Annotated in this window: 23 protein-coding genes, 1 tRNA gene, 1 pseudogene and 1 riboswitch; of the genes and pseudogenes, 8 read left to right on the forward strand and 17 right to left on the reverse strand. The window is 67.4% G+C overall.

The features are described 5' to 3' along the window. Positions 1 to 8: 8 nt before the first annotated feature. On the reverse strand, positions 9 to 374 hold the full coding sequence (locus QM774_RS05035) for a hypothetical protein (RefSeq protein ID WP_414974836.1): 366 nt from the start codon (positions 372 to 374) through the stop codon (positions 9 to 11). A gap of 274 nt (positions 375 to 648) precedes the next feature. On the opposite strand from QM774_RS05035, the gene QM774_RS05040 reads away from it, so the two are divergent. Continuing rightward, positions 649 to 2,235, forward strand: a complete 1,587-nt coding sequence (locus tag QM774_RS05040; RefSeq protein ID WP_414974837.1) for a DUF222 domain-containing protein — start codon at positions 649 to 651, stop codon at positions 2,233 to 2,235. A 45-nt stretch (positions 2,236 to 2,280) separates the two neighbouring features. On the opposite strand, the pseudogene thiC reads toward QM774_RS05040, so the two are convergent. Continuing rightward, positions 2,281 to 3,934, reverse strand: a pseudogene (thiC, locus tag QM774_RS05045) (phosphomethylpyrimidine synthase ThiC). After that, a riboswitch (TPP riboswitch) is annotated at positions 3,926 to 4,040 on the reverse strand. Its footprint overlaps the pseudogene before it by 9 nt. 180 nt (positions 4,041 to 4,220) lie before the next feature. Here thiC and QM774_RS05050 point away from each other — a divergent pair. From QM774_RS05050 to QM774_RS05065, 4 genes are all read left to right on the forward strand, one after another. Continuing rightward, positions 4,221 to 5,531: an HAD family hydrolase gene (locus QM774_RS05050; protein ID WP_414974838.1), complete on the forward strand. Its 1,311-nt coding sequence runs from the start codon at positions 4,221 to 4,223 to the stop codon at positions 5,529 to 5,531. Positions 5,532 to 5,646: 115 nt separating this feature from the next. Next, entirely contained in the window at positions 5,647 to 7,614 is a 1,968-nt protein-coding gene (locus QM774_RS05055; protein ID WP_414974839.1) for a hypothetical protein, read from the forward strand. Then, positions 7,611 to 7,802: a hypothetical protein gene (locus QM774_RS05060; RefSeq protein ID WP_414974840.1), complete on the forward strand. Its 192-nt coding sequence runs from the start codon at positions 7,611 to 7,613 to the stop codon at positions 7,800 to 7,802. The genes QM774_RS05055 and QM774_RS05060 overlap by 4 nt, the downstream gene beginning before the upstream one ends. Continuing rightward, on the forward strand, positions 7,799 to 9,064 hold the full coding sequence (locus QM774_RS05065; RefSeq protein ID WP_414974841.1) for a hypothetical protein: 1,266 nt from the start codon (positions 7,799 to 7,801) through the stop codon (positions 9,062 to 9,064). Before QM774_RS05060 ends, QM774_RS05065 begins: the two co-directional genes overlap by 4 nt. Positions 9,065 to 9,079: 15 nt before the next feature. Here QM774_RS05065 and QM774_RS05070 read toward each other — a convergent pair whose 3' ends face one another. After that, positions 9,080 to 9,502, reverse strand: coding sequence for a nitroreductase family deazaflavin-dependent oxidoreductase (locus QM774_RS05070; RefSeq protein WP_414974842.1), 423 nt, complete (start codon positions 9,500 to 9,502; stop codon positions 9,080 to 9,082). A gap of 97 nt (positions 9,503 to 9,599) precedes the next feature. On the opposite strand from QM774_RS05070, the gene QM774_RS05075 reads away from it, so the two are divergent. Continuing rightward, positions 9,600 to 10,325 carry a class I SAM-dependent methyltransferase gene (locus QM774_RS05075; RefSeq protein WP_414974843.1) on the forward strand — a complete coding sequence of 242 codons (726 nt, stop codon included), beginning with the start codon at positions 9,600 to 9,602 and terminating at the stop codon, positions 10,323 to 10,325. A 4-nt stretch (positions 10,326 to 10,329) separates the two neighbouring features. Here QM774_RS05075 and QM774_RS05080 read toward each other — a convergent pair whose 3' ends face one another. After that, a complete protein-coding gene (locus tag QM774_RS05080) occupies positions 10,330 to 11,229 on the reverse strand; it encodes a fructose bisphosphate aldolase (RefSeq protein WP_414974844.1) in 900 nt (299 codons plus the stop codon). 114 nt (positions 11,230 to 11,343) lie between these two features. On the opposite strand from QM774_RS05080, the gene QM774_RS05085 reads away from it, so the two are divergent. Continuing rightward, a complete protein-coding gene (locus QM774_RS05085; protein WP_414974845.1) occupies positions 11,344 to 12,102 on the forward strand; it encodes a class I SAM-dependent DNA methyltransferase in 759 nt (252 codons plus the stop codon). A gap of 5 nt (positions 12,103 to 12,107) precedes the next feature. On the opposite strand, the gene zapE is transcribed toward QM774_RS05085, so the two are convergent. The 8 genes from zapE to QM774_RS05125 all read right to left on the reverse strand — a co-directional run bounded on the left by zapE (position 12,108) and on the right by QM774_RS05125 (position 18,895). Continuing rightward, a complete protein-coding gene (zapE, locus tag QM774_RS05090) occupies positions 12,108 to 13,028 on the reverse strand; it encodes a cell division protein ZapE (RefSeq protein WP_414974846.1) in 921 nt (306 codons plus the stop codon). Positions 13,029 to 13,142: 114 nt separating this feature from the next. Beyond that, positions 13,143 to 13,216: transfer RNA gene (locus QM774_RS05095), tRNA-Pro, on the reverse strand. Positions 13,217 to 13,293: 77 nt separating this feature from the next. Continuing rightward, positions 13,294 to 14,748, reverse strand: a complete 1,455-nt coding sequence (der, locus tag QM774_RS05100) for a ribosome biogenesis GTPase Der (protein ID WP_414974847.1) — start codon at positions 14,746 to 14,748, stop codon at positions 13,294 to 13,296. 1 nt (position 14,749) lies between these two features. Beyond that, positions 14,750 to 15,451, reverse strand: a complete 702-nt coding sequence (cmk, locus tag QM774_RS05105) for a (d)CMP kinase (RefSeq protein WP_414974848.1) — start codon at positions 15,449 to 15,451, stop codon at positions 14,750 to 14,752. Next, complete coding sequence (locus tag QM774_RS05110) at positions 15,448 to 16,458, reverse strand: pseudouridine synthase (protein WP_414974849.1); 1,011 nt, start codon at positions 16,456 to 16,458, stop codon at positions 15,448 to 15,450. The genes cmk and QM774_RS05110 overlap by 4 nt, the downstream gene beginning before the upstream one ends. A gap of 57 nt (positions 16,459 to 16,515) precedes the next feature. Continuing rightward, a complete protein-coding gene (gene scpB, locus QM774_RS05115; RefSeq protein ID WP_414974850.1) occupies positions 16,516 to 17,208 on the reverse strand; it encodes an SMC-Scp complex subunit ScpB in 693 nt (230 codons plus the stop codon). Next, positions 17,205 to 18,014, reverse strand: coding sequence for a segregation and condensation protein A (locus QM774_RS05120; RefSeq protein WP_414974851.1), 810 nt, complete (start codon positions 18,012 to 18,014; stop codon positions 17,205 to 17,207). The genes scpB and QM774_RS05120 overlap by 4 nt, the downstream gene beginning before the upstream one ends. 8 nt (positions 18,015 to 18,022) lie before the next feature. Further along, entirely contained in the window at positions 18,023 to 18,895 is an 873-nt protein-coding gene (locus QM774_RS05125) for a ParA family protein (RefSeq protein ID WP_414974852.1), read from the reverse strand. 165 nt (positions 18,896 to 19,060) lie between these two features. Here QM774_RS05125 and QM774_RS05130 point away from each other — a divergent pair, with 165 nt between their 5' ends. Next, positions 19,061 to 19,693: a DUF1345 domain-containing protein gene (locus tag QM774_RS05130; protein WP_414974853.1), complete on the forward strand. Its 633-nt coding sequence runs from the start codon at positions 19,061 to 19,063 to the stop codon at positions 19,691 to 19,693. Positions 19,694 to 19,726: 33 nt separating this feature from the next. On the opposite strand, the gene xerD is transcribed toward QM774_RS05130, so the two are convergent. The 5 genes from xerD to steA all read right to left on the reverse strand — a co-directional run bounded on the left by xerD (position 19,727) and on the right by steA (position 25,271). Continuing rightward, positions 19,727 to 20,647 (reverse strand): site-specific tyrosine recombinase XerD, encoded by a 921-nt coding sequence (gene xerD, locus QM774_RS05135; RefSeq protein ID WP_414974854.1) that lies wholly within the window; start codon positions 20,645 to 20,647, stop codon positions 19,727 to 19,729. Next, positions 20,644 to 21,279, reverse strand: coding sequence for an NUDIX domain-containing protein (locus tag QM774_RS05140; RefSeq protein ID WP_414974855.1), 636 nt, complete (start codon positions 21,277 to 21,279; stop codon positions 20,644 to 20,646). The genes xerD and QM774_RS05140 overlap by 4 nt, the downstream gene beginning before the upstream one ends. Next, positions 21,279 to 23,057, reverse strand: coding sequence for a CTP synthase (locus QM774_RS05145; protein WP_414974856.1), 1,779 nt, complete (start codon positions 23,055 to 23,057; stop codon positions 21,279 to 21,281). The genes QM774_RS05140 and QM774_RS05145 overlap by 1 nt, the downstream gene beginning before the upstream one ends. A gap of 106 nt (positions 23,058 to 23,163) precedes the next feature. Continuing rightward, the gene (locus QM774_RS05150) at positions 23,164 to 24,087 is read right to left on the reverse strand and encodes a copper transporter (protein ID WP_414974857.1); all 924 of its coding nucleotides are present in this window, start codon (positions 24,085 to 24,087) and stop codon (positions 23,164 to 23,166) included. After that, positions 24,084 to 25,271, reverse strand: coding sequence for a putative cytokinetic ring protein SteA (gene steA, locus QM774_RS05155; RefSeq protein WP_414976596.1), 1,188 nt, complete (start codon positions 25,269 to 25,271; stop codon positions 24,084 to 24,086). The genes QM774_RS05150 and steA overlap by 4 nt, the downstream gene beginning before the upstream one ends. Between the last annotated feature and the right edge of the window lie 8 nt (positions 25,272 to 25,279).

The following is a 25,279-nucleotide window of genomic DNA, read 5'->3' on the forward strand; positions in this document are numbered from 1 at the left end:
ACGCCCGACTAGCGGTTGGAGGGCCGAAGGTGGGTGTTGCCCACCACGACCGGCCCGACGTAGACCGGACCGCCGTAGGCGTCGCCCGCCCGGCGGTCCAGGATGAAACGCGCCCCGTAGGCGTCGACGAAGCCGCCCGAACGGGTCGCAACGATGTGGTAGCGCTGCGTGCCGAGTGGACCGGTGAAACTGGTCAGGGTCGAGCCGTTCACTGCGAGGTAGCCGTTGTTCGTCACGCCGAACACGACGGTCGTCGACCGGTACCGGCCCTGGGCGACCTGCGCGTCGGCGGCGGAGGCGGCCACGGCCGCCCCGGTGAGGGTCGCCGCGGTCACCGCGCCGACGGCGATCATTCTGGTGATGGTGTTAGACATGGGTTCTCTCCTCGGTTACGGTTCCGCCTTGCGCCACCCCGAACAGCACAAATCCGTACTGATCAGGCTACGCCGCAAGAGTGGGCTAATCCGACGAATCGGTCAGCATCCATCACCGGTCGGCTGCACTGTCGGTTCCCTCAATACCCTCCAAAGTTCCGGCTGAAAGATTGGAGAAATCCCCTCCCTGGGTGGTCTGGAAATTGTCGTAGGCCTGCGTAAACTAGAAAGTAGTCGAACACCTGTTCTAGTCGACGAAAAAGGGGGTGTGAGCATGAGTCGACGCAAGCAGTCGTCCAGTCCGAAACGCTGGCGCGATGCCGACCTCACACCCCTGGGCTTGGGACCGGTACCGGCCGGCCTGTCTGATCATGACGCTGATGTGGCAGCGATCAATCAACTGGTCGCGACCACCGAGGGTGAGTCGTATCTGATGTGGCGGCGCCTGAACGCGGTTGCTGACCTCCTCGAACGACGCGCACCGATTGATCCAGCAACCGCCGAGGACTCGGTCGAGTTCACCCGCTTGTGCGACCCGCGTACGAAACTGGCCACCAGTATCGCCGGCACCCTGGCGATCAGTACCTACCTGGCCGAGAAACTGGTGACCGAAAGCGAAGCACTGCGCCATCGCCTGCCACACACCGGCCTGCTACTGCGGGACGGGGTCTTGAGTCCGCGAGCGTTCTCTGCGGTGGTGTTCGAGACCACCGCCGTCATCGACCCAGCCCTGATGGTGCAGATCGATCACCGGATCGCCGACGAACTCACCGCCTCCGGCATACGCACCGTGACCGCCGTCGCCGATCTGACCCGCCGGATCGTCGCGGACGTCGATGCCGAAGCAGCCCGGGCAGAGCGGGAGGCCGCGAAGAGGGCGGCCGGGGTGGTGAGTTACCCGATCCGCGGTGGGATGGCGGTTCTGGAAGTCACCGATACCGCTGAACGGATTGCGGTCATGGACGCCGCGATCACGGCTGCGTCAGCCAAGACCGACGAGACGGACACCCGCAGCAGTGGCCGCCGCCGCGCCGATGCCGCCTACGACCTACTCACCGGAGACGGCACTGGACCTGGCGCGAAGGTCATCGTCAACGTCATCACCGACGGATCCACTCTCGAAGGCGGTGATAAGCCTGGGCACCTCGACGGCCACGGAACCATCTCTGCCGACCACGTCCGGGACATCGCGTCGACGCCCGGCACCGTCGTGCGGCCCCTCGACCTGACCAAGCTGGCTGATCATTCGGCGCAGGCGGCGGACCCGTACCGGCCGACCGCCCTGCTGGACACGGTGGTGCGTGGCTTGTTCGGAACCTGCACCTGGCCGGGTTGTTCACGCCCCGCCTCACGGTGCCAGCTCGATCACGTCACCGAATACAACCACCAGAACCCTGATGCGGGTGGTGCGACGTGTTGGTGCAACCTCAACCCGAAATGCGTGTTCCACCACCAGATCAAAACCTTCGCCGACGGATTCCTCGACGATCAGGTCATCGACGCCCACGGCCAGATCTGGACCGAAATCACCACTCCGGAAGGATTCACCGCCCGGACTCGCGCAGCCAACACTTGGCTGTTGCCCGGTCTCGGGTTGATTCCGTGCCGGCATGGACCACCGGGACTCCTTTCGACAGACTCAAGGAGCGTTCAACCCCGCTCCTTGAGCTTGTCGAAAGGAGCCGAGCCCACACGCACCCGCACCCGCACGGAGGCCAAACACGCCTACCGGATGCAGCTGCGCGCCCAGAACCGGCGAGCTCGCTTCGACAAGCTCAACGAGCGGACGAACCAGCTCAACGAACGAACCGATGAACAGGCGACGACCCCGGCCTTCGCCGACGACCCACCACCGTTCTGACAGATCCCTGGCAAACCCCTCGATCATCGGCCGGAGTGCGTCCGGCTAAATCGCCTCGACGGGCAGGTAGACCTCTCCCCCGGACCGGCGGAACTCGTCGGACTTGGCGGCCATGCCTTCCGCGAGTTTGCGGTCGATGTCTTCCTGCGTCACCAGCCCGTTCTCTTCCGCGTATTCGCGCACGTCCGCGGAGATCCGCATCGAGCAGAACTTCGGGCCGCACATCGAGCAGAAGTGCGCGGTCTTGGCCGGCTCGGCCGGCAGCGTCTCGTCATGGAACTCGCGGGCGGTGTCCGGATCCAGCGCCAGATTGAACTGATCGGTCCACCGGAACTCGAAACGGGCCTTACTGAGTGCATCGTCGCGTTCCTGCGCACGAGGGTGCCCTTTGGCGAGGTCCGCCGAATGCGCCGCGATCTTGTAGGTGATGACACCGGTCTTGACGTCGTCGCGATTCGGCAGCCCCAGATGTTCCTTGGGCGTGACGTAGCAGAGCATGGCGGTGCCGGCCTGCGCGATCATCGCGGCGCCGATCGCCGACGTGATGTGGTCGTAGGCGGGAGCGATGTCCGTGGCCAGGGGGCCGAGCGTATAGAACGGCGCCTCCTCGCAGAGCTCCTCCTCCAGACGCACGTTTTCGGCGATCTTGTGCATCGGCACATGACCGGGGCCCTCGATCATCACCTGCACTCCGTGCGACTTGGCGATGGCGGTCAGCTCGCCGAGGGTCCGCAACTCGGCGAACTGCGCCTCGTCGTTGGCGTCCGCGATCGATCCGGGCCGCAAACCGTCGCCGAGCGAGAACGTGATGTCGTAGCGGGCGAAGATCTCGCACAGTTCACCGAAGTGCGTGCACAGGAACGACTCGGTGTGGTGAGCCAGGCACCACGCCGCCATGATCGAACCGCCGCGCGACACGATGCCCGTCACGCGCCGGGCCGTCAGCGGCACGTACCGCAGCAGCACGCCGGCGTGCACGGTCATGTAGTCGACGCCCTGTTCGGCCTGTTCGATGACGGTGTCCCGATAGATCTCCCAGGTCAGCGCGGCCGGATCGCCGTTGACCTTCTCCAGCGCCTGATACAGCGGCACGGTGCCGACCGGAACCGGCGAGTTCCGCATGATCCATTCGCGGGTCTGATGGATGTCCTTGCCGGTCGACAGGTCCATGATCGTGTCGGCTCCCCACCGGGTGGCCCACACCATCTTCTCCACCTCTTCGGCGATCGAGGACGTCACCGCAGAGTTGCCGATGTTCGCGTTGATCTTCACCGCGAACGCCTTGCCGATGATCATCGGCTCGGACTCGGGATGGCGGTGATTGGCCGGGATCACCGCCCGGCCGGCGGCCACCTCGTCCCGGACCAGTTCCGGCGAGCAGCCCTCGCGGACAGCGATGAAACGCATCTCGTCGGTGATCAGCCCCGCCCGCGCCCAGGCGAGCTGCGTCGACGCTCCGTTCACCGGGGCCGGGCGCTGCCACGCGTCACGCATCGGCGGTAGTCCCGCCTCGACGTCGATCGTGGCCTGCGGGTCGGTGTACGGACCCGACGTGTCGTACAGGTCGAGATGTTCACCGTTGGTCAGAATGCACGCGCCGCACCGGGACCCGCAGGTCACCGTCGACGACGTATTCCTTGGTGCTGCCTTCGATCGGTCCTCGCGTGACCGACTCGGCTGAGGGCACAGCAGTGCTCATGAGAAATCCTCCCTACGCCGGCATTACCCGGACAGGTTCGTACGGTCGGCGACCGGCCTGTCGCCCTCTCAGCCCTCGGTTCGTGAGAGCCCCCGTGTTATCGAGTTGTGCACCGCCCACTCTAGGGTCCGGCGGCGCGATCGCGCGACCGGGTGTTCGGTCGACGTTTCGTCATCCGATCAAAGGATGCCGTCCCCGTCGCGTTCACCGGATCGTCGACCGCCGACGACATCATGAGGCGTTCGCTGCGCCGAAGAGGCGCAGTCCGTCCGACAGGAGATCTCTGTTGTCCCGTTCGCGCCTCGCCGTCCTCGCCGCCTCGTCCGCGCTCGCCGCTGTGGCCGTCGCCGGCTGTTCCACCAGCACCGACCAAGCCGGTTCGTCCAGCTCGGCCTCGGTCCCACCGACGTCCTCGGCCGACGGCTGCGCACGCGTCGCGGCCTCGGAGGCCTGGTACGGCGACAATGTGAACCGGCTGAACCAGATGCTGACCGACTACGGCACGTGCGGCCAGGACCAGCACAAGGCCGGTGACGCGCCGCTCGCCCTCTTCGACTGGGACAACACCGTCGTCCGCAACGACATCGGCGACGCCACCTTCCACTGGATGGTCGCGCACGACAAGATCCACCAGCCGCGCCGCGGCGACTGGGCCACCACCAGCCCGTTCCTGACCCCGGACGCCGCGACCGCGCTGTCGCAGGCCTGCGACAGCACCGGCGCCACGCCCGGCGATCCGGTGAAGTCGTCCGAGAACGCCAAGTGCGCCGACGAACTGCTGGCCGTGTACAGCGACGGCAAGACCACCGGCGACAAGGACGCGTTCGACGGCTTCGACCATCGCACGATGGAACCGCAGTACGCCTGGCTCGCCCAGCTGTTCTCCGGTTCGACTCCCGCCGAGGTCACCGACTTCGCGACGCAGGCCCGCGACTACGCCCTGTCGCAGCCGGTGGGAGCGACCGAGAAGATCGGCACCACCGAGGTCGACTCCTGGGTGCGGTACTACGACCAGATCGGCGATCTGATCGGCGCCCTCAAGGGCAACGGCTTCGATGTCCGGATCATCTCGGCGTCACCGGAGCCGCTGGTCAAGGTCTGGGCCAAAGATCTGGGCCTCGGCGACGACCGGCTGATGGGTATCAAGAACGAGATCGCCGACGGCATGTACACCACCGACGTCGTCGGGTGCGGCGGTCGCGGCGACAACACCGTGATCACCTACATGGACGGCAAGCGCTGCCGCATCAACGAGCAGGTTCTGGGCATCTCCGGTGCAGCCGCGTTCGACGTCGCACCCGCCGATCGCCGGCAGGTCTTCGCCGCCGGCGACTCGGACACCGACGTGTCGTTCCTGCAGGACGCCACCGGCCTCCGGCTGGCGATCAACCGCAACAAGACCGGACTGATGTGCCGGGCCTACGCCGACACCGACGGCAAGTGGATCGTCAACCCGATGTTCATCGAGCCCAAGGAGGAGCAGACCGACCCGTACGCCTGCTCCACCGAGGGCGACGTCGACGCGGCCGGCAAGGACATTCCGTTGACGGTCGACGGCACCGCCGTGCAGGATCAGAAGGACTCGGTCCACAGTTGACCCGGACCGTTCCGGGGCCGGTCGCCCGGCCCCGGAACGAATCCGTCGAACCCGACACCCAGGACCGTGACAACGCCCGTTGTCATACGTGAGTCGGCCATGCCATACTCAGCGCATGGCAGCAACGGAGCTCGACCTCACCTCCCAGACCCTGGCCGCCGACGCTGGCGGCGGCGCGGCACTCGACCAGGTCTTCGGCATGACCGCGGCGGCCGCCGTGGTCGCGGTCGTCCTCCTGTGGATCGCCTACCGGCACCGCACCTACAAGTCGGATTGGCTGCAGAACTGGGCCACCTGGCTGGGTCGCATCGGTGACCGCCCCACCTGGTCGGTCATCCCGCTGTTCATGTTCATCACGACGATCCTGACCGCCTTCTTCGGCTTCATCTGGGACGTCAGCCTGCACATCGGCCGCGGCCGCGACGAGGGCCCGCTGGCCAATCCGGCCCACTACTTCATCCTGGTCGGCCTGTTCTTCCTGTTCATCGCGGGAGCCCTCGCGATGATTCTGCCGCGCAACGACGACCACTCGGTCGCCAAGCCCGGCATGGCCGGCGTGAAGATCACTCGCGACTGGTACGCCCCGACCGCCGGCATCCTGCTGGCCGCCTGCGGCCTGTACGCCCTCATCGGGTTCCCTCTCGACGACATCTGGCACCGGATCTTCGGTCAGGACGTCACGCTCTGGGGGCCCACACACCTGATGCTCATCGGCGGCGCCGGATTCTCGCTGATCGCGGTCATCCTCCTCATGCACGAGGGCTACCTCGCCGCCACCTTCAGCAAGCAGAAGAGGCAGATCCCGACAGGACCCGAATCGACCCTGTTCGGCCGCCCGCTTCCCACATGGCTCACCGGACCGTTCATGAAGTGGCTGGTCAAGGGCGTTGCCTGCGGTGGCCTGCTGATCGGTCTGTCGGTCTTCCAGGTCGAGTTCGATTTCGGTGTCGAGCAGTTCCAGCTCGCCTTCCAGCCCATGCTGATGATCGCCGCCGGCGTGTTCGGGTGCGTGGTCGCGGTCCGCTGGGGCGGACGGGGTGATGCTCTGGTCGCCGTCGCGTTCGCCGCGTTCGTCCGCGAGGTGGTGACCCTGATCGTCGGTCCGGTGCTCGGCGAGCCGCACAACGTGTTTCCGCTGTACCTGGGCATCGCGATCGTCATCGAACTGCTGATGTTCGTTCCGAAGCTGCGCGAGAACACCCTGCTCTTCGGCGCCGTCGCGGGTCTGCTCGGCGCGACCGCCGGTATCTACGGCGAGAAGCTGTGGGTCGACGCGGTCTTCCAGATCCCGTGGCCCGCCTCGCTGTGGCCCAAGCTGCTGGCCGTCGGCCTGCCGGTCGGCCTGACCGTCGGTCTCGTCGCCGCCCTGTTCTGCCGGGCTCTCGAACCGCGGTCGATGCCCGGACCGGCTGTCCGCCGGCCGATCGTCGTCGCGATGATCGTGGTGATCGCAGGGGCGACCCTGGCTCTGCTGCACACCTCCGTTCCCCCGAACTCCTCGGCCACCATCGCTCTGACCGAGTCCCAGCCTGTCGACGGATTCCGCATGGTCACCGCGGATGTCCGCATCGAGCCGGAGACGGTGGTCGGTGACCATCCCGACTGGGTGTCGATCCTTGCGTGGCAGGGCGCCGGCAAGAACCTCCACGGCTTGGTGATCGACCGTCTCGACAAGATCGGTCCCGGTCACTACGTGTCCACCAAACCGGTGCCGGTCTCCGGAAAGTGGAAGACGGCGTTGCGCGTGCAGGACGGTCAGACGATGGCCGGTGTGCCCATCTACATGGCCGGCGATCCGGCGATCGGTGCCGCCGAAGTGCCCGCCGAGGCGACCTTCACCCGGCCGTTCCAGAAGGAGATCGAGATCCTGCAGCGCGAGCGCAAGTTCGATCACCCGGCGTGGCTGTTCTCGGCCGCCACCTGGATCGTGGCCGCGATGACGATCGCCCTCATCTGGACCCTGAGCTGGGGCGCGGCCCGGATCAACGAGGCGTACTTCCCGCGGCCGGGACAGAAGCCGCTGATCGCGACCGGCCGTAAGCCCCGTAAGAAGCGCGCGGCCGATCCGGCACCGTCGGCATGACCACGATCGTCCTCGCCGACCATTCGGTCCTGACCGCCATTCCGGCGTTCGTTCCGGCGTTCATCGTCGTCGGCATCATCGTGGCGCTGGTCGTGCGTGACCGCCGCCGCGACGATGAGGACGACGACCATGACGAGTTCGAGGACGACGAGTTCGACGACAACTACGACGAGGACGACATCGCATGATTCTCGCCCACGGCACCGGTGAAGCATCCGCTTTTCCGGTGGACATCACCTATGCCCTGATCGGCGGTTCGTGGGCGCTGGCCATCTCGTTCCTGGTGCTGGCCTTCGCCTGGCGCAAGCCGAAGCTGAGTCCGGACAAGCATGTCGCGGTGCTGCCGGGGCTGACCCGATTCGCCGATGCCCGGGTGCTGCGTGAGCTGCTCGGCGCACTCGGCGTCGCACTGACCGTCGCCGCGATGGTCGTCGGTTGCCTGCACGCCGGCGACGACGACAACCCACTCGTCGGAACCTTCTTCATCTGGCTGTGGGTGGGTCTGGTTCCGCTTTCACTGCTGTTCGGCCCGGTCGGGCGGGTCCTGTCTCCGGTGCGCACCGTCCACCGCTGGGTGTGTGCGGCGTTGCACCGCTCTCCCTCCGACGGGTTTCTCCCCTATCACGAACGGTGGGGGCGCTGGCCGGCGGCTGTCGGCCTGTTCGCGTTCGTCTGGCTGGAACTCGGCTACGCGCACGCTCACTTCACGGCCGTGTTCGTCTGGTGCCTGGTGTATCTGGCCGTGACGGCCGTCGGCGGGGCGCTGTTCGGATCGTCGTGGTTCTCCAACGCCGAACCGTTCGAGGTGTACAGCTCGGTGATCGCGTCACTGAGCCCGCTCGGCCGGGACGAGAAGTCCCGCGAACTGGTGCTGCGCAGCCCGCTCGACGGCCTCACCACCTACCGGACCGGGCCGGGTGCGGTGGCGGTGATCGCGGTGCTGATGGGGTCGACGGCCTTCGACGCCTGGTCGGCGGTGTACGGCCTGCATTCGGCGTGGGCCCGGACAGCGCTGCTGCTCACGTTCATCGTGGCGGTCGGTGTGACCTTCGCGCTGGCGACGATGGCGACCGGCGGGGTGAGCAGAGAGAAGCGCCTCGCCATCCCCGGCCGGATGGCGCATTCACTGATTCCGATCGCGGTCGGCTATCTGATCGCGCATTACGCCAAGTATCTGGTGGAGGACGGCCAGGAGACCGGTCATGCGTGGATCCACGCCTTCGGCGGCGGTGAACCTCATCTGTGGGCGCCGTTCACCGACCATCCGACGCTGTTGTCGGTGCTGGCGGTCGCCTCCATCGTCCTCGGCCATCTGCTGGCCGTCGTCTCCGCGCACGACGCCGCGCTCCGGATCCTTCCGCGCAAACACGAGTTGACGGGTCAGCTCGCTCTCATGCTGATGATGTGCGGGTACACCTTCGCGGGCCTGTACCTGCTGTTCGGCGGCTGAGCGCCGGCTGCGAGCTCACTCCAGGACGAAGACCGGGATCTGCCGGTCGGTGTTCTCCTGGTATTCGGCGTACGGCGGGTAGGCGGCGACCGCCAGATCCCACCAGTGCTGCCGCTCCTCGCCGGTGACCTCGCGCGCGGTCAGCCCCGTGACGACGTCGCCGTCCTGCACCGTGACCTGCGGATGTGCTTTGACGTTGTAGTACCAGGACGGATTCTCCGGCGCGCCGCCCTTCGAGGCGACCATCGCGTAGCGGCCGTTCTCTTCGACTCGCATGAGCGGGGTGTAACGCTTCTTCCCCGATTTGGCACCGATGGTGGTGAACAGCACGATCGGCCGATCCATCACCTGGACACCGTCGGTGGTCCCCTGCTCGAGGATCTTCTGGGTCTGCTTGCGCACCCAGTCGGTCGGGCTCAGTTCAGGCTGCTGTGTCATGTGAGGTTCAACGTCGGAGCCCGGCCTTCTGTTCCCGCTCGTTATTGATAATGATTATCGTTTCGGTACGGTGGGGTCAGCCGAACAGAGGAGACATATGACCGACTTCTATCAGTCCAACGCCGAGTACTACGGCGCATTGACCGCCGACTGGCAGGCGCCGACCGCCGCATTCGTCCGCAAACTGATCGGGAAGATCGACGGTGGCGTCGCCGTCGACTTCGGTTCGGGCACCGGCGCGATCCTGCCGGTCTTGAAGGATCTGGGCGCGAGCGAACTGTATGCGGTGGAACCGTCGGAAGCGATGCGTGCCGGCCTGGTCGCGACGCTCGCCACCGATCACGATCTGCTCGCCCACACCACCGTCGTCCGTTTCGGGGTGCCCGAGGCGCTCGATCGACTGCCGGACGTGTGGAGTGCCGCCGTCATGCTGAACGTCATCGGCCACCTCGACGACGATGCGCGCGCACAGTTGTGGTCGGCGCTGGGCGAACGTCTGGTACCTGACGGGTGTTTCGTGGTGGCGCTGCAGCCGCCGGCTGCAGCCGTCACCATCCCGTGGACCGACTTCGGCACCGTCAACATCGGACGCGATCAGGTGCGGACCCGTGGACGCGCCGAACCGATCGACGACACCAGCGTGAACTGGACGATGGAGTGGACCGTCCTCGACGCCGACGGAAACACCGTCGAACAGCGCACCGCCGAGCACACGTGGCGCACGCTGAGCGTCGAGGATCTGACCGCCGAGGCCGCGCCGCACGGGCTCACCGTGGCCGGCACCGCGGGTGACGGCATGATGGTCGGCTTCCGGCGCGCCTGACCGGTCAGGTAGCGGAGGCCTGTGCGATCGTCCGAATGGACGCGTCGAGGGTGGCATCGAATTCAGCATCGGTCTGGTCGGCGGTCAAGCCGTCGAGGAGTGCCCGGCTGAAGCTGGCGATCACACCGTGGTTGCGCGCGAGGATCGCGTTCGCCTCGTCGCGGCTGTATCCGCCGGACAGCGCGACCACACGAGCCACGTTGGGGTGCTTGACCAGGTCGAGGTAGAAGTCGACGACCGACGGCAACGTGATCTTGACGGCCACCTTCTGATCGCCGAGCGCGCCGAGGCCTTTGAGCAGTTCGGCTTTCAGGATGGTTTCGGCATCCGCCTTGTCGGGGGCGTGGATGTCGATCTCCGGTTCGAGGATCGGCACGAGTCCGGCGGCCAGCACCTGGTCGCCGACGGCGAACTGCTGCGCGACGACGTCGGCGATGCCGTGTTCGTCGGCGGCGGCGATGAACGAGCGTTCCTTGGTGCCGAATACGCCCTGTTCCCGCGCCCTGGCGAGAGTCTGGTCGAGGCCGGGGATGTCTTTCATCCGTTGCACCCCGTCCGCCTTCTCGGCGAGCCCCTTGTCGATCTTGAGGATCGGCAGGATCTGCTTGCGCGACCACAGGTAGTCGGCGACACCCTGCCCGTCGATAGTCCGATCGAGGGTGCCTTCGAACAGGATGGCGGCGAGTACACGGTCGCTGGTGAACACCGGGCTCTCGATGATCCGGGCCCGCGCCTGCTGAATGAGGTCGAACATCTCGCCGTCGGTCGAGTAGGCAGAGTCGTCGATCCCGTACATCCGGAGAGCCTTCGGCGTACTGCCGCCGCTCTGATCGAGCGCGGCGATGAATCCGGCGGCGGTTTCGAATCGATTGAGTTTGGCAACGAACTCGTTCGTAGTGTTCACGCTTGAACCGTCAATGATTATCATTGTCGTTAGCAATCGGTCGTGGGCCGATCGGTGGCGCTTCGGGCTGATCGGGTCCAGGGTGCTGACGTCGTCGTGTGACATCATCAGGCAGTGAGCAAGGACGACGTTCCCAGTGATCTCTGGACGGATGAGCAGGCCGCCTCCTACGACGCGACCGATGAGCGGTTCTCCCCCGACCTTCTCGAGGCCACTACCGACTTCCTCGCCGAGCTCGCCGGCTCCGGGCCGGCACTCGAATTCGCCATCGGCACCGGACGTGTCGCCGTCCCGCTCGAAGCCCGCGGTGTCGCCGTGCAGGGAATCGAGTATTCCGAACCCATGGCGCGCGTTCTGCGCGACAAGACCGACCGGATACCGGTGATCGTCGGAGACATGGCCACGACACGGGTCGACGGCGAGTTTTCGCTGGTCTATCTCGTCTACAACACCATCGGCAACCTCTACACGCAGAATGCCCAGGTCGAGTGCTTCCGCAATGCTGCTCGCCATCTGATTCCGGGTGGCCGGTTCGTCGTCGAGGTGGGAGTGCCGCCGCTGCGGTCGTTGCCGCCCGGTCAGATCGCGGTCCCGTTCGAGGTAGCCGAGGCCCACGTAGGTCTTGACACCTTCGACCCTGTGACGCAGCGCGCCGTCTCCCACCACTACATCCGGCAGCAAGACGGCACCTACCTGTACCGGCCGCATAACTACCGTTACGTCTGGCCCAGTGAACTCGACCTCATGGCGCAACTGGCCGGCCTGGAACTCGAAGGTCGCTACGCCGACTGGGACCGCACGCCGTTCACCGCGGACAGCACCTCCCACATCTCGGTCTGGCGACTCGACACGGATGGTCCGCAGAGTCTGTAGCGGCTCTACCGAAGCGTCGACAGACGACTCCGCATGCGCTCTGCGCCCACTGGCAAACGACCGGAGACCGAGAACTCGTCACGCGGGACGTCACTCTCGATCGTGAGCGGAACATCCTGGTCGTACAGAACGTCGATGAGATGTACAAAACGCTGAGCGGCCTCACGATCAACGTCGGCGAGGTCAGGGACATCACTCACCGTCCACGTCGAGTGATGCTTCGCCAGCTCGAGATAGTCTGTGCTGCTGAGCGGCGTCTCACAGATCTGACGGAACGAAACGCCGAGATGCTCGCGGGAACGGTCCCACGCCGAGAACCGACGTGTACCTATCACGTGAACCTCCTCCGCGCCGTGTCTCCGATTCGTGCTCGACCACCGACCCGAAGCGAAGCCGGCGGAATGCTCGACCCCTGACCGGTAGTCGACGCCGGCATCGAGGTCGACCACCGCGCACGTCCGGGTGATCAGATCGATCGTCGGCGCGAAGGTGTCGTGGAAGAGCGGATTGGGCATCAATTCGGCGGGCCGAAGGTTCGACGTCACGACCAAACGAACTCGCCGATCGACGAGTTCACGGATCAGCGAATCGAGGAAGACTCCGTCTGCCGGATCGTCGACGTGCAACTCGTCGAAGCAGAAGACGCCGGCTTCGCCGAGGAGACCCTCGATCGCCTCGCCCAGGCTTCCGTGCTGCCGGATCAGGTCGTTGATGTCACGGACGAACTCGTGCCAGTGGATGCGGACCACGCCGCCGGGCGGCAATAGAGCGACATAGGAATCCATCAACAACGTCTTCCCACGCCCAGCCGGACCCGCGAGGTAGACGTTCTCCTCGCCTGCCAGTACTTCACAGGCCAGGCGCTGCATTGGATCGAGGTCGACTCCACGCCCGGCCGCCGCCGCGACGATGGCAGTCGCGTTCACCGAAGAAGACCTGTTCGTCCCCCGGCTCCGTCGCATGCCGTTCACTCTATGCGCACGCCCGGCAAGCAGAAGGACCGCCGACGTCGTCGGCGGTCCTTCTGCTCATCGTGATTGTCGGGCTGACAGGATTTGAACCTGCGACCACTTGACCCCCAGTCAAGTGCGCTACCAAGCTGCGCCACAGCCCGTTGCTCCTTGCGGAGCGACATTCACCTTAACGCACCGGATTCACGATCAGCGAATCGCCTGGCGCGCACGGAGAGCGCTACTTCTTCTTACGGTCGCGCTTGTCCCGGACACGCACATTGACGCGCACCGGCGAGCCGTCGAAGTTGAAGGTCTCGCGCAGTCGGCGCTCCAGGAAACGGCGGTAGCCGGCCTCCAGGAAACCGGTGGTGAACAGCACGAACGTCGGCGGCCGGGTCGCGGCCTGGGTGGCGAACATGACCCGCGGCTGACGTCCGCCGCGTACGGGCGGCGGGTTGGCGGAGATGACCTCTTTGAGCCAGTTGTTCAGGCGGCCGGTCGGGACGCGCTTGTCCCACGACTCCAGCGCTCCCTCCATCGCCGGCACCAGCTTGGTCACCGCGCGACCGGTGGTCGCCGAGATGTTCACGCGACGCGCCCACGGCACACGAGCCAGCTCGCGATCGATCTCCTTGTCGAGTTCGTAGCGCCGGTCCTCGTCCACCAGATCCCACTTGTTGAAGACGATCACCAGGGCGCGGCCGCTCTCGATGATCATCGACAGCACACGCAGATCCTGCTCGGTGATCGGTTCGCTCGCATCGATCAGCAGCAACGCCACCTCGGCCGAATCCAGTGCGGCGCGCGTTCGCAGCGACGCGTAGTACTCGTGGCCGGTCGCGGTGCGCACCTTGCGGCGCAGACCGGCGGTGTCGACGAAGCGCCACGGGGTGCCGTCGAGCACGATCACCTCGTCCACCGGGTCCACCGTGGTGCCGGCGACGTTGTCGACCACCGACCGCTCCTCGCCGGCGAGACGGTTCAGCAGCGAACTCTTGCCGACGTTCGGCTTGCCGACCAGCGCCACGCGACGCGGTCCGCCGGTGGCGTACTGCTCGCGCGGAGTCTCCGGAAGCATGTTCAGGATCTCGTCCAGCAGGTCACCGGTACCACGACCGTGCGCCGCCGAGATGGTGTGCGGCTCCCCCAGACCCAGCGACCACAGCGTCGCGGCATCGGCCTCGGCGCGCTCGCTGTCCACCTTGTTGGCGGCCAGCAGCACCGGAGTCTCCGACCGGCGCAGCACGCGGGCGACGGCCTCGTCGGTGGCGGTGGCGCCCACCGTGGCATCCACCACGACGACGATCGCGTCGGCGGTCCGCATCGCGTACTCGGCCTGTGCGGCCACCGACTGCTGCAGACCCTTCGCGTCCGGTTCCCAGCCGCCGGTGTCCATCACCATGAATCGTTTGCCGTTCCACGTCGCCGGATACGACACCCGGTCCCGCGTGACGCCCGGAATGTCCTCGACGACGGCCTCACGCCGGCCCAGGATGCGGTTCACGAGCGTCGACTTGCCGACGTTCGGCCGTCCGACGATCGCGACCACCGGAAGCCTCGTCTCCTCGGCCAGTGCCTCGTCGTCGAGGAAGTCGCTCAGATCCCAGTCGGATTCGTCGCTCCAGGTGCCGTCGCCGGCCAGCGACGGGTCGGCGAAGTCGTCACCGAAGTCATCGAATACGTCATCGCTCACGTCAGGCTCCGATCCGCTCGTCCACCAGCTCGGTGAGCCGGTCGAGCACTTGCTCCAGCGTCAGATCGCTGGTGTCGACGACGATCGCGTCGTCGGCGGCACGCAACGGCGACACCGCCCGCGTCGAGTCGAGATGGTCGCGGCGGTTCACGCTCTCGAGAACCTCGGTGAGGTCGCTCGGGCGTCCGGACTCCACGTTCTGCCGGTGACGGCGCTCGGCACGCGCCTGTGAGGTGGCGGTCAGAAACACCTTGAGCGCGGCGTTCGGGAACACCACGGTCCCGATGTCACGCCCCTCCACCACCAGGAACTCGTCGTCGGCGTGCGCCTGCTGCAGCTGCACCAGTTTGCGTCGCACCTCGGGGTTCGCCGACACCGCCGACACCGCGGCGGTCACCTCGTCGCTCCGGATCTGCGTCGAGACGTCCTCACCGTCCAGAAAAACGACCGGGGCATCGTCGCCCGAAACGTCCAGGCGGATGTCCGCGGCGTCCACGATCGTCCCGACCTGCTCCGACGACGGATCGACCCCGGCCCGCAGGACCGCGAGGGTCGCCGCCCGGTACATGGCGCCGGTGTCGAGCATGGTTGCACCCACCCGATCGGCCAGCAGTCCGGCGACAGTCGACTTTCCGGTGCCGGCCGGGCCGTCGATGGCGACGACCTTCACGACCGGTTCCTGCGCCTGCTGAGAGGCGGTCACAGGCCGACCGCCTTGTACAGCGCGCCGACCTCTTTGCTGTCGAGCACGCGAAGGCTGCCGGGGCGCTGCTCGCCGAGGGCGACGGCGCCGATGTCGGTGCGCACCAGGCGTTCCACCGGGAAGCCGACCTCGTCCATCATGCGGCGCACCACGCGCTTGCGGCCCTCGTGCAGGGTGAGGCGCAGCAGGGTGCGTCCCTCGTGAACCTCCAGGACGGCGAAGTCGTCGAGCGCGACGAAGCCGTCGTCCAGCTCGATGCCGTCCCGCAGCTGCCGGCCCAGGCCGCGGGGCACGATGCCGCGCACCGTGGCCAGGTAGGTCTTGGGTACCTGGAACGACGGGTGCATCAGCCGGTGCGCCAGCTCGCCGTCGTTGGTGAGCAGCAGCAGGCCCTCGGTGTCGGCGTCCAGACGCCCGACGTGGAACAGCCGCTGTCCGGCCATCACGCGCTCGGCGACCAGGTCGCCGACACACGGACGACCCTGCTCGTCGGCCATCGTCGACTGCCAGCCCTTCGGCTTGTTCAACGCCAGATACTGCTTGGTCTCGTCGACGATCACCCGGGCGCCGTCGACCTTGATGACGGCGGTGTTGGGGTCGACGCGCAGACCCTGTTCGACGACGATCTCGCCGTCCACCTCGACGCGGCCGGCGGCGATGAGTTCTTCGGCGCCGCGGCGCGAGGCGACACCGGCGGCGGCCAGCACCTTCTGCAGGCGCATGCCGTCGGCGACATAGGTGGCGCCGTCGCCCGAGCTCGCCGCGTTCTGATGGCGTGCCGGCTTGGCGTTGTTGAGCCGCACCTTGCCGGAGGCGACGTCCGGGCGGGAGTTCTTCCGGTGCGGCTTGCGCGACGACGGAGTCTGCAGCGGGCCGCCCTTGCGGCCGGTGCCCTTCGCGCCCCGCCCCTGATCGGAGCGTGCGCGGTCGTTCTTCTTGTCGGGGCGGGGGCGGCGTTCGCCGTCTCCCCCGCGTCCCGGTCTGCCGTCTCGGCTAGCGGTACCCATGTGGTGTCCTTCTATGTTGTTGCGACGGACCTCACCCGGCGGACAACGTCACACGCCCTACTCTTCGTCGGCGTCGTTGATCGCTTCGGCAGCGAGGTCCTTCTGCGATTCTGCCGCCTGAGCACCCAGTTTGGCGAATCGCGGGTCGTCGAGGAGTTCGTCGCCCAGGTCGTCGATGACGTCGACGTCCGGCAGCAGCGGAGCCAGGTCCGGCAGTTCTCCGAGCGATGCCAGCCCGAGGCGTTCCAGGAACAGCTCGGTGGTGACGTAGGTGGTGGCGTGCGTCTGCTCGTCGACGCCCGCCTCGTTGATGAGACCGCGGGCCAGCAGGGTGCGCATCACTCCGTCGACGTTCACGCCGCGGATGGCGCTGACCCGGGCACGGGTGACCGGCTGCCGATAGGCGACCACGGCGAGGGTCTCCAGCGCGGCGCGGGTCAGCTTGCTGCGTGCGCCGTCGAGCAGCAGGTTCTCCACGTAGGGCGCGTAGTCCGAACGCGTGTAGTACCGCCAGCCGTCACCGGCGTAACGCAGGTCGATGCCGCTGCCGGATTCGGTCAGTTCCCGGGCGATGTCCTCGAGCATCTCGCGGACCCGGATCCGGTCCTGGTCGACGGCGGTCGCCAGTTCCTCGGTCGAGATCGGCGTGTCGACCACCAGCAGCACGGCTTCCAGGGCGCCGCGCAGCGAATGGTCGTCGAGGATCCGCTGACCCTCGTCGTCGATCGTGAGGTCGGGCTGATCGGTCATCCGTAGTCCTCCGCCTTGTCGATGTCGATGTCGTCGGCGTCGCGATCGCCGGTCCAGGTGACCTTCAGCTCACCGAGCGCCTCATGCTGTTCGAAGCCGACCGCGCGCTCGCGGTACAGCTCGAGCAGACCCAGAAAACTGGCCACCACTTCGAGTCCGTTGCCGCAGTCGGCGACGAGCTCGGCGAACGTCAGCGGGCGGCCGTCGGCCGCCGACAGCAGCGCAGTCAGTCGCTTCGCCTGCTCGGGTACCGACACCTTGACCGCGTGCAGATGGTCCAGCCCGACGGTGGGTACCGGCTTCGGCACCATCGCCGACGCCGCGATCTCGGCGAAGCGTGCCGGATCGACACCCAGCTCCACGTCGGGCAGCAGGTCGGCGTACCGGTCCTCGAGCGACACGGCGCGCGGATAGCGCTGGAGCGCGGTCGCCTCGAGTTCGGAGAACAGTTCGGCGACCTGCTTGTACGCGCGGTACTGCAGGAGGCGGGCGAACAGCAGGTCCCGCGCCTCCAGAAGAGCCAGGTCCTCCGGGTCCTCCACCTCACCGGACGGCAGCAGACGCGCGGCCTTCAGATCCAGCAGGGTCGCGGCGATCACCAGGAATTCGGTGGTCTGCTCGAGGTCCGCGTCGGGGCCGAGCGCCTTCGTATAGGCGATGAAGTCGTCGGTGACCACGTGCAACGCCACTTCGGTGACGTCCAGCCGGTGCTGACTGATGAGATTGAGCAGCAGGTCGAACGGGCCGGTGAAGTTGGTGAGCTTCACCTGGAAGCCGGACGCCTCCTCCGCCACCTCGGTGTTCACGACGGGACCTAGCTGTATTCGTTGCGGGCGATGACCTCGCGCGCGAGTGCACGGTACTGCTCGGCGCCGGCAGACGTCGGCGCCCACGAGGTGATGGGCTCGCCGGCCACCGAGGTCTCCGGGAACCGGACGGTACGGGTGATCACGGTGTCGAACACGGCGTCGCCGAACACCTCGACCACCCGCGCCATCACATCCCGCGAATGCAGGGTGCGGGCGTCGAACATGGTGATGACGATGCCGCCGAGCGTCAGCTTCGGGTTCAGACGGTCCCGGACCTTGTCGACGGTATCGGTGAGCAGTGCCAGCCCACGCAGGCTGAAGTACTCGCACTCCATCGGAATGAGGACGTTGTCGGCGCAGGCCAGGGCATTGACGGTCAGCAAGCCGAGCGACGGCTGACAGTCGATCAGGATGTAGTCGTAACGGTCCGCGACCGAGTGCAGGGCGCGACCGAGCGCCTGTTCGCGACCGACCTCGGTGACCAGCTGGATCTCGGCGGCCGACAGATCGATGTTCGACGGCAGCAGGTCCATGCCGTCGACGCGGGTGGACTGCAGGACGTCGTCGATGTCCGCGTACGGCGGCACCAGCAGGTTGTGCACGGTCTGCTCGAGGTCGTGGTGCGGGACGCCGAGACCGGCCGAGAGCGCACCCTGCGGATCCAGGTCGACCAGCAGTACCCGTCGGCCGGCCTCGGCGAGCGCGGCACCGAGGTTGATGGTCGAGGTGGTCTTGCCGACGCCGCCCTTCTGGTTGCAGACGGCGATGATGGTGGCCGGGCCGTGCTTGTCGACCTTCTTGACCTTGGGGATCTTGCGGTACGGGCGGCCGGTGGGGCCGAGGTTCTCGTCAGCGGCTTTCGATGATTCTGCGCTCAACGTCTCCGCTGCTCCTCCCCGGCGTGTTCCGCCCTGCACGGTCCGGTTGCTCTTCACCCGGATCCGGCTCACTCGCTCCGGACAACCCTAATGCTAGCCGGGGCACGACGCGGGTCGATCAGCGAGCACTGCCTGCGGTCCGCGCGGCGCGGTTACCGTGGAGCCGTGACCACGACCGCGCACCGGCGCCCCTACCTCTCGGCTCTCGCCCGACTCGTGCTCAGCGCGGTCGCCGGTGCGGTCGCCGGCACGGTGATCGGCGTCGTCACCGACCTGAATCCGTGGCTGTACGGGTGGGCGGTGACCGCCGGACTGTTCGTCCTGTGGACGTGGGCTCTGCTGGGCCCGATGGATGCGAGCGCCACGCAGGCGCACGCGACCCGGGACGACCCCACGCAGCTGGTGACGCTGCTGATGGTGGTGGCCGCCGCGCTCGGCAGTCTCACCGCCGTCGGTGTCGTGCTGTTCCGGTCACACGGGGAGTCGTTCCTCCTCGGCACCGTGCTCGCCGTCGTCCTGTCGTGGGCGGCGATCCATACGGTGTTCGCGATGCACTACGCCCGCGACTACTTCACCGATCCGGTCGGCGGCATCGAGTTCCATCAGACCGATCCGCCCGTCTACTCCGATTTCGCCTACGTCGCCTTCGCGGTCGGCATGAGCTTCGCCATCTCCGACACCGATCTGTCCAGTTCCCGGATGCGTCGCGCGGCGCTGCCGCATGCTCTGCTCTCGTATCTGTTCGGCACGGTGATCGTGGCGCTGGTCATCAACGTGGTCGCCGGTCTCGCGCACTGAGCGCCTTTCGACGAGCTCAAGGAGCGGGCCGAGCTACCGGGCGCGCGGGTGCGCCGTGGCATACACCTCGCGCATGGTGTTGACGGTGACCAGTGTGTAGACCTGTGTGGTGGTCACCGACGAGTGGCCGAGCAGTTCCTGCACCACGCGGACGTCGGCACCGCCGTCCAGCAGATGGGTCGCGAAGCTGTGCCGCAGGGTGTGCGGCGAGACGGCTTTGTCGATGCCGGCCCGCTGCGCCGCATCCACCAGCACCTGCCAGGCACTCTGCCGCGACAGCCGCCCTCCCCGGGCGTTGAGGAAGAGTGCCGGAGTGCCGGCCTTGACCAGGGCGGGTCGCCCACGCACCAGGTAGGCGTCGACGGCCTCGATCGCGGGGCGCCCCACCGGCACGATCCGCTCCTTGCCGCCCTTGCCGCGCAGCACGACCGCACGATGCTCGGTGTCGAGGTCGTCGACATCCAGGGCGGTCACCTCGGAGATGCGGGCCCCGCAGCTGTACAGGAGTTCGAGCATGGCGCGGTCGCGCAACGCGCGCGGATGGTCGGGGGCACCGGCCGCCTCGAGGATCGCGAGGACGTCGTCCACCGGCAGCGATTTGGGAAGCCGGCGCGCGGCCTTCGGTGGACGCACCGCGTGTGCGGCGTCCTGGGTGGTCAGCCCCTCGGCGGCGGCGAACCTGTGGAATCCGCGGGTCGCGACGAGAGTGCGAGCGACCGACGAGTCGGCCAGCGGCGGCACCTCGTGCCCGGGGTCCCCGCGCCGCAACTCGACCAGGAATTCGCGAACGTCGTTCTCGGTGACCTCGTCGAGCGTCCCGATCCCCCGATCGGCGAGGAACGCCTGATAGCGATCCAGATCGCGGCGGTAGGAGGCGATGGTGTTGGCCGCCGACCCCCGTTCCACCGTCAAGTGGTCCAGGTAGCGTCCGACCGCGGACTCGATCCCGGTCATCGGTTCGCCCCGCGGGCGTCGAACCGGGTCGGCCGGTCCGTCCACGGGGCGTCCGCGGGCCGCAGCGGCGCGCCGGTGGTCTCGGCGGCGTGCAGGGCCAGGATTCCGGCGACGGCCGTCGCGTTGACGATCTCGCCGGCCAGGGCGGCGGCGACCGCCTCCGGCAGGGTCATCCATTCGACGGCCAGGTCGGCTTCCTCGTCGTGCCGAACGCCACCGTCCACCCGGTGCAGGTCCTCGGCGACGAACACCCGGATCGCTTCATCGGTGAATCCGGGTGACGTATCGAGGTCGATCAGGGTCGACCAGGTGCCGGCGGCCAGATCAGCCTCCTCGGCGAGTTCACGCGCGGCCGCGGCCTGCGGACTCTCGCCTGGCCCGCCGTCCAGCAGTCCTGCGGGCAGTTCCAGCAGACGCCGGCCGACCGGATGCCGGTATTGGCGGACCAGTGCGATGCGGCCTTGCGCGTCCCGGGCGACGACCGCGACGGCGCCGTGGTGTTCCACGACCTCCCGTCGTGCGGCGGCGCCCCCGGGCATCACGACGTCGTCGAGCCGCAGCGCGAGGATCGCCCCCGAGTACACCGTCTGCGAGTCGGAGACGGTGAACTCGTGCGATCCCGGGCCGGCCATCAGGCCTTCTCGGACTTCTTCCCGCCGGTGCGTGCGGGCGCCTTCTCACCGGTGCCGGCGGCGTCCTCGCCGAGGACCGGGTCGTAGCCCTTCAGCTCGACCGGCAGCCGCTCGGCCGCCTTGTACTTGAGTGCGGCTTCGATGAACGCCGAGAACAGTGGATGCGGGCGGGTCGGGCGGCTCTTGAGCTCCGGGTGCGCCTGGGTGGCCACCAGGAACGGATGGACGTCGGCCGGATACTCGACGAACTCGACCAGGTGTCCGTCCGGCGAGGTGCCGGAGAAGCGCAGCCCCGACTCGGCGATCGTGTCGCGGTAGGCGTTGTTGACCTCGTAGCGGTGGCGGTGCCGCTCGGTGACCTCGGTGGTGCCGTAGGCCTTGGCCACCAGGCTGCCCTTGGTCAGGGTCGCCGGATAGGAGCCGAGACGCATGGTGCCGCCCAGATCGGCTTCGCCGGCGACGGCGGCCTCCTGCTCGGCCATGGTGGCGATCACCGGAATCACCGGCTCGTCCGTGTCGGGCTCGAACTCGGTGGAGCTGGCACCGTCCAGACCGACCGACCGGGCCGCCTCGATCACCACGCACTGCAGACCCAGACACAGACCGAGGAGCGGAATGCGGTTCTCCCGGGCGTAGCGGATGGCGCCGAGCTTGCCTTCGATGCCGCGGATGCCGAAGCCTCCCGGGATCAGGATCGCGTCGACGTCGCGCAGCGAGGCCTGCGCCCCCTCGGGGGTCTCGCAGTCGTCGGAGGCCACCCACACGATCTCGGTGCGGACGTAGTGGGCGAACCCGCCGGCGCGGATCGCCTCGGTCACCGACAGGTAGGCGTCCGGCAGGTCGATGTACTTGCCGACGATGGCGACGGTCACCGTCTCGCGCGGCGAATGGACGCGATCGAGCAGGTCGCCCCACACCGTCCAGTCGACGTCCCGGAACGGCAGGCCCAGCTGGCGGACCACGTAGGTGTCGAGCTGTTCGCCGTGCAGCACCTTCGGGATGTCGTAGATCGACGGTGCGTCCGGCGTCGAGATGACGCCGTCGATGTCGACGTCGCACATCAGCGCGATCTTCTTCTTCAGCGAGTCCGGAACGGGACGGTCGCAGCGCAGGATCAGGGCGTCGGGCTGGATGCCGATGCTGCGTAGCGCGGCGACCGAATGCTGCGTGGGCTTGGTCTTGAGCTCGCCGGACGGCGCCAGGTACGGCACCAGCGAGACGTGCAGGAAGAAGACGTTCTCCCGGCCGAGATCGTGACGGATCTGGCGGGCGGCCTCGATGAACGGCTGCGACTCGATGTCGCCGACGGTGCCGCCGATCTCGGTGATGACCACGTCGGGGGCCTCCCCGTTCGCGTCCGGCTCGTGCATCGCCATCATCCGGGCCTTGAGCTCGTCGGTGATGTGCGGGATCACCTGCACGGTGTCGCCCAGGTATTCGCCACGACGTTCCTTGGCGATGACGGTCGAATACACCTGACCGGTGGTGACGTTGGCCGAACCGGAGAGGTTGCGGTCCAGGAAGCGCTCGTAGTGGCCGATGTCGAGGTCGGTCTCGGCACCGTCCTCGGTGACGAACACTTCGCCGTGCTGGAACGGATTCATCGTTCCCGGATCGACGTTCAGGTACGGATCGACCTTCTGCATCGTCACGCGGAGACCGCGCGCCGTGAGCAGCTGACCGAGTGATGACGCTGTCAGCCCCTTGCCCAGGGACGACGCGACACCTCCGGTGACGAAGATGTGCTTAGTGCCTGGCTCATGGCGCAGAGATCGCAAACTGTTGCTCCCGTCAGGGCTGAATACCTACGGGACTTCAGCCTAACAGCATCTCTGTCGCACATCGGACAGGCAGCACGCGCCGAGCGTGCCGCCTGACGTGATGTCAGTTCTTTCCGCCCCCGACAGTGATCGCCGACGCACCCTGGCCGGTGCCGTAGGCACCGGTCCGGCCGGCGGCCGCGTCACCGAGCGCCAGGATCGTGGTGATCCGGCCGACCTGCGCGTCGACGTCGTCGACGGTCGCGATCTCCTTGCCCATCGACGGATCCGAACGCACCAGCGCCACAGCGGCGCCGCCGCCGTCCGAGCCGGCGCGTCCGGCGAGCACTCCGCCCTGGCCCCGGCTGGCGAGGGACACGGCGAGCCGTCCGACCAGCTGGCCCTGCGCGCCCGCATCCGAGGGCTGAGCGCCACCGGTCACCACGATCACCAGGGAGGCCGGCTTGACGCCGTCGGTGTAGGTGATGAAGCCGCCCTCACGGAGAGCCTGGAGCGCATTGTTCCGGTCGGCGTCGGCCACCGGCTTACCGCCGTCGCGGTTGAGCAGGGTCACGCCCAGCAGGTCGCCGAGCCGCGACCCCGAGTCGGTGTAGTCGACGCGCAGTTGCTGTCCGGCCGGGATGGACTGGTCGATGATCGACCCGAGCTTCGCCCCGTTCTGGTCGCGGACCAGGTCGGTGGTCAGCCCGATCTGCCCGGCCAGGGAGCCGCCCGCGTCGTTGATGAGTCCACGGATCTCCTGAATGTCGGCGTCGGCCGCATCCGGAGCCGACACCAGCAGCACACCCCGCTTGTCGAGGACGCCCCCGACCAGTTTCGGCTGCAGCGCGGTGATGAAGCCGTTGTCCACGTTCACCTGGCGACTGAGGTCCTCGCGTTCGTCCTGAAGCTTGCCGTAGCGGTCCCGATCGGTGCCGGTCAGCGAGTTCAGGCGGTCGCCGATGAAGCCGGAGCCGAGAAACAGGCCCAGTGCGAGAGCCAGGAACACCGCGATCAGGGAGACCGCGTGCTGGCGCATGGAGATCATCGACCGTGCCCGAACAGTCCCGAGATCCAGGCGGTCAGGTGATCCCACTGCTGCGCGATCCACTCGCCGGCATCGGCGCCGACGCTGGTCATCGCGAAGGCGGCGACCACCACCACGAGGGCGGCGAGCAGCAGCATGGCGATCACCGCACCGCTGACCCGGCTGCGGTACAGCGTCGAGACCGCTTTGGCGTCGACGAGCTTGGGCCCGACCTTCAGTCGGGTCAGGAACATCGACGGGATCTGATCGCGTCGCGATCGGTCGAAGAAGTCGTTGAGCGAGCCGCCGAGCCCGGCGGTGACGATCATTTCGGCGCCGTGGTGTTCGGCGAGCAGCAGGGCGAGGTCACCGGCCGAACCGACCGCTGGGAAGGTGGTCGCGCCGATGCCGAGGTCCTGGATGCGGGCCAGTCCGGCGGCGTGCCCGTCCGGGTCGGCCGGCAGCACCACTTCGGCACCGCTCTTAAGCGTGTCGGTCTTGATCTCGTCGGGGTCGCCGACGATCACCGCCGGACGGTAACCGGACTTCATCAGGGTGTCGGCGCCGACACCGACACCGATCATCACCGGCTGGTACTCCTTGATGAACGGCTTGATCGACTTCAGGTCGATGGTGCGGTCCGAGCCGTCGCCCACGATCACCACGTGCCGGCCCTCAAGGTTCACATGCAGGTCGGGGATGCCGACGCCGTCGATGAGCAGCGGCGACTCGCTGCGGATGAACTCGATGGTGTTGCCGGAGAACGCCTCGATGTGGTCGACCAGGCCGGCCTTCGCGTCGAGCATCCGTTCGGCGACCGCCTCCTCGTCGAGTTCGGTGCCGCGGGCGACGACGCGGTCGCCGATGTACAGGCGGCCGTCGTCGAGGCGGACGCGAGCACCGTCCTTGACCCGGGCGAAGACTTCGGGACCCACGGCGTCGAGCAGCGGGATGTTGGCCACGGCGAGCACTTCCGGACCGAGGTTCGCATAGCGGCCGGTGATCGACGGTGACGCGTTGACCACTGCGGCCACCTCGGCTTCGACGAGCGCGTCACCGGTGAGCCGGTCGAGGTCGGTCTCGTCGAGGATCACGATGTCGCCGGGGCCGACGCGGTCGAGTAGACGTTTGGTGTTCTTGTCGGCCTTCGCGATCCCGGTGACACCGGGAAGGCCTTCGGTACGGCGCGAGAGCAGGGCAGGCATCCTCATGG

Origin of the sequence: Gordonia sp. (in: high G+C Gram-positive bacteria) (assembly GCF_047600565.1) — a bacterium.
In the GTDB taxonomy this organism is placed as follows: domain Bacteria; phylum Actinomycetota; class Actinomycetes; order Mycobacteriales; family Mycobacteriaceae; genus Gordonia.